General features: G+C 59.4%; 2 protein-coding genes. One reads left to right on the top strand and one right to left on the bottom strand.

Annotated elements, in window-relative coordinates; genetic code table 11:
• Nucleotides 1–66 precede the first annotated feature (66 nt).
• Complete coding sequence (locus tag DCO47_RS26405; RefSeq protein WP_042607446.1) at nucleotides 67–975, bottom strand: DMT family transporter; 909 nt, start codon at nucleotides 973–975, stop codon at nucleotides 67–69.
• Nucleotides 976–1,189: 214 nt separating this feature from the next.
• Between DCO47_RS26405 and aceK the strand changes: the two genes are divergently transcribed.
• Complete coding sequence (gene aceK, locus DCO47_RS26400; RefSeq protein WP_116659256.1) at nucleotides 1,190–2,911, top strand: bifunctional isocitrate dehydrogenase kinase/phosphatase; 1,722 nt, start codon at nucleotides 1,190–1,192, stop codon at nucleotides 2,909–2,911.
• Nucleotides 2,912–2,993: the final 82 nt, after the last annotated feature.

Here is a 2,993-nt window from a genome sequence, read left to right as displayed (position 1 = left end):
CAGGGGAACGTATTCCAACTGTAGGAGTGAGCCTGCTCGCGATAGCGATTTTGCCAACAAAGCGGATTACCGATTGATCATCTCACCAGGCTTCACCACCGCCGGCTTCAACACCAGCCACAACGCCGCTGCAATCAGCAACCCGCCATAAATGTGCGCCATCGACAACGGCTCATCCAGCAACAACGCCCCCCACAACACGCCGAACGGCGGGATCATGAAGGTGACGGTCATCGATTTCACCGGGCCGATCGAGCTGAGCAGGCGGAAATAGATGATGTAGGCAAACGCCGTGCAACCCAGACCCAAGCCAAGTAGCGACAGCCAGACGTGCCAACCGCCCCAACTGACCGGCGGTGCAGTGATCACGCTGTAGGCGAACAGCGGCAGCAAAAACAACGTCGCCCCGAGCATGCTGCCCAGTGCCGACAAACGGCTGTCCAGCCCACCGGCCTGATCCAGCCAGCGCCGCGCGAGAAATCCGGCAAAGCCATAACAAGTGGTTGCCAGCAGGCAGGCAACCGCGCCCATCAGCAGTTGCAGGTCGAAGGCCACGGGACCCGCCCGCGTCAATACGCCGACGCCGAACAGGCCGAGGAATACGCCGCCCAGCTTCGCAATCGTGAGTTTTTCGCTGAAGAACAGACCACCAATCAACACGCCCATCAGCGGCGTGGTGGCATTGAAAATCGCCGAATAGCCGGCCGGCAGCACTTGCGCCGCCACCGAATACAGCGTCGCCGGGATCCCCGAGTTGATGACCCCCAGCAGCATCACGGTTTTCAGCTTGCCCTTGAAATCCCAGCTGATGCGCATCAGCCCAAGGATCACCAGCAACCCGGCGGCCGCAATCGACACGCGAAAGAACCCGGTCGGGATCGTGCCGATCACCGGCGCAATGATGCGCATGAACAGAAAGCTCGCGCCCCAGATAGCGGCCAGCGACAACATACGGAAAATATCGACAGGGCTCACGGCGGGCTCCTTCCTTGATCGGGACGAGAGTGTTGCCGAGCGTCCGGATCATGGCAACCGCTATTCGGGCTTTTAATTTTGCCTGCCGATGCATCGGCCCGAGAAAGCGCGTCAACGGTCAGCCCTGTATCGGTTTTGGCAGAAATTGCGCTTTTCCTGCGAGCCGATCCGTGACTAAGCTCAGACGAATCGAATTCCCGCCGAGGTTCCCTCTATGTCGCAGCAATGGCCAGCCACCGAGATCGCCCGGATGATCCTCGCCGGCTTCGACGATTACCGCGAGCATTTCCGTCGCATCACCGATGGCGCGCGGGAGCGCTTCGAGCAGGCGCGCTGGCAGGAGGCGCAGGCCGCGTCGGCGGCGCGGATCAGTCTGTATGAGGAAAAGGTCGGCGAAACCGTTGCTCGCCTGCGCGAGTATTTCGACGAAGAAGCGCTGATGAACGTCAGCTGCTGGCCGCTGGTGAAAAGCGCCTATATCAGTGTTATCGATCTGCGCTTCGACGATGAGCTTTCCGAGACCTGGTACAACTCGATTTTCTGCGGGTTGTTCAGCCACGACCTGATCAGCGACGGCTGCATGTTCATCCATACCACGCGCCCGAGCCTGCGCCGAGCCCGCGCTGCGCAAACCCGCACGTACAAGCCGCAGGGCCAGTTGTCCGCCATGCTCGCGAGCATTTTTGCCGATTACCGCTTCAGCGAGGATTACGCCGATCTGCCCGGCGACTTGCTGCGGCTCGAAGCGCAGTTGCGCGAAAACCTGCCGGACTGGGTGTGCAAGGATCCGGAGCTGAGCGTCGAGCTGTTTTCCTCGGTGCTTTACCGCAACAAGGGCGCCTATCTGGTCGGGCGCATCTACACCCGCGATGAGCAATGGCCGCTGGTGATTCCGCTGCTGCACCGCGAGGGTCGCGGCATTCAGATCGACGCGTTGATTACCGACGAAGCCGATGTGTCGATCATCTTCTCTTTCACCCGCTCCTATTTCATGGTCGATGTGCCGGTGCCTGCGGAGTTCATCGGTTTTCTGCGGCGCATTTTGCCGGGCAAGCACATCGCCGAGTTGTACACCTCGATCGGCTTCTACAAGCACGGCAAATCCGAGTTCTACCGCGCGCTGATCAATCACCTGGCCAACACTGACGACCAGTTCATCATGGCCCCGGGCGTGCGCGGCATGGTCATGAGCGTGTTCACCCTGCCGGGTTTCAACACCGTGTTCAAAATCATCAAGGACCGTTTCTCACCATCGAAAAACGTCGACCGCGCCACGGTGATCGAAAAGTATCGGCTGGTGAAAAGCGTCGATCGGGTCGGGCGCATGGCCGATACCCAGGAGTTTGCCGATTTCCGTTTTCCGCTGAGCAAGTTCGATCCGGCGTGTCTGGAGGAATTGCTAGAAGTCGCGCCGTCCACGGTGTCGGTCGACGGCGAAACCGTGCTGATCCGCCACTGCTGGACCGAGCGCCGGATGACCCCGCTCAATCTCTATCTGGAAAATGCCAACGACGCCCAGGTACGTGAAGCGCTGGAGGATTACGGCCTGGCGATCAAGCAATTGGCCGCGGCGAACATCTTTCCCGGTGACATGTTGCTGAAGAATTTTGGCGTCACCCGGCATGGGCGGGTGGTGTTTTATGACTATGACGAAATCTGCTTTCTGACTGAAGCCAATTTCCGCCACATCCCGGCACCGCGCACGCCGGAGGACGAAATGGCCTCCGAACCCTGGTACTCGATCGGCCCGCTGGACGTGTTTCCCGAGGAGTTTCCGCCGTTTCTGTTCGCCGATGCCGGGCAACGCAAATTGTTCGATCAGTTGCACGGCGAGTTGTATGACGCCGATTACTGGAAGAGCCTGCAGGAGGCGATTCGGGCGGGGAAGGTGATTGACGTCTTCCCATATCGGCGCAAAGGCCTCGATAACGAATAACAACCCATTGTAGGAGCTGCCGAAGGCTGCGATCTTTTGATCTTGATCTTCAAAAGCAAAATCAAGAGATCGCAGCCTTCGG

This window comes from Pseudomonas sp. NDM (assembly GCF_003105095.1).
In the GTDB taxonomy this organism is placed as follows: Bacteria; Pseudomonadota; Gammaproteobacteria; order Pseudomonadales; family Pseudomonadaceae; genus Aquipseudomonas; species Aquipseudomonas moraviensis_A.
The sequence above is the reverse complement of the archived record's forward strand: the minus strand, read 5'-3'. Positions and strand labels throughout refer to the sequence as shown.

Excerpts from the sequence above, each read along its gene's own strand:
- aceK (WP_116659256.1), top strand. The coding sequence starts at position 1,190 with ATGTCGCAGCAATGGCCAGCCACCGAGATCGCCCGGATGATCCTCGCC.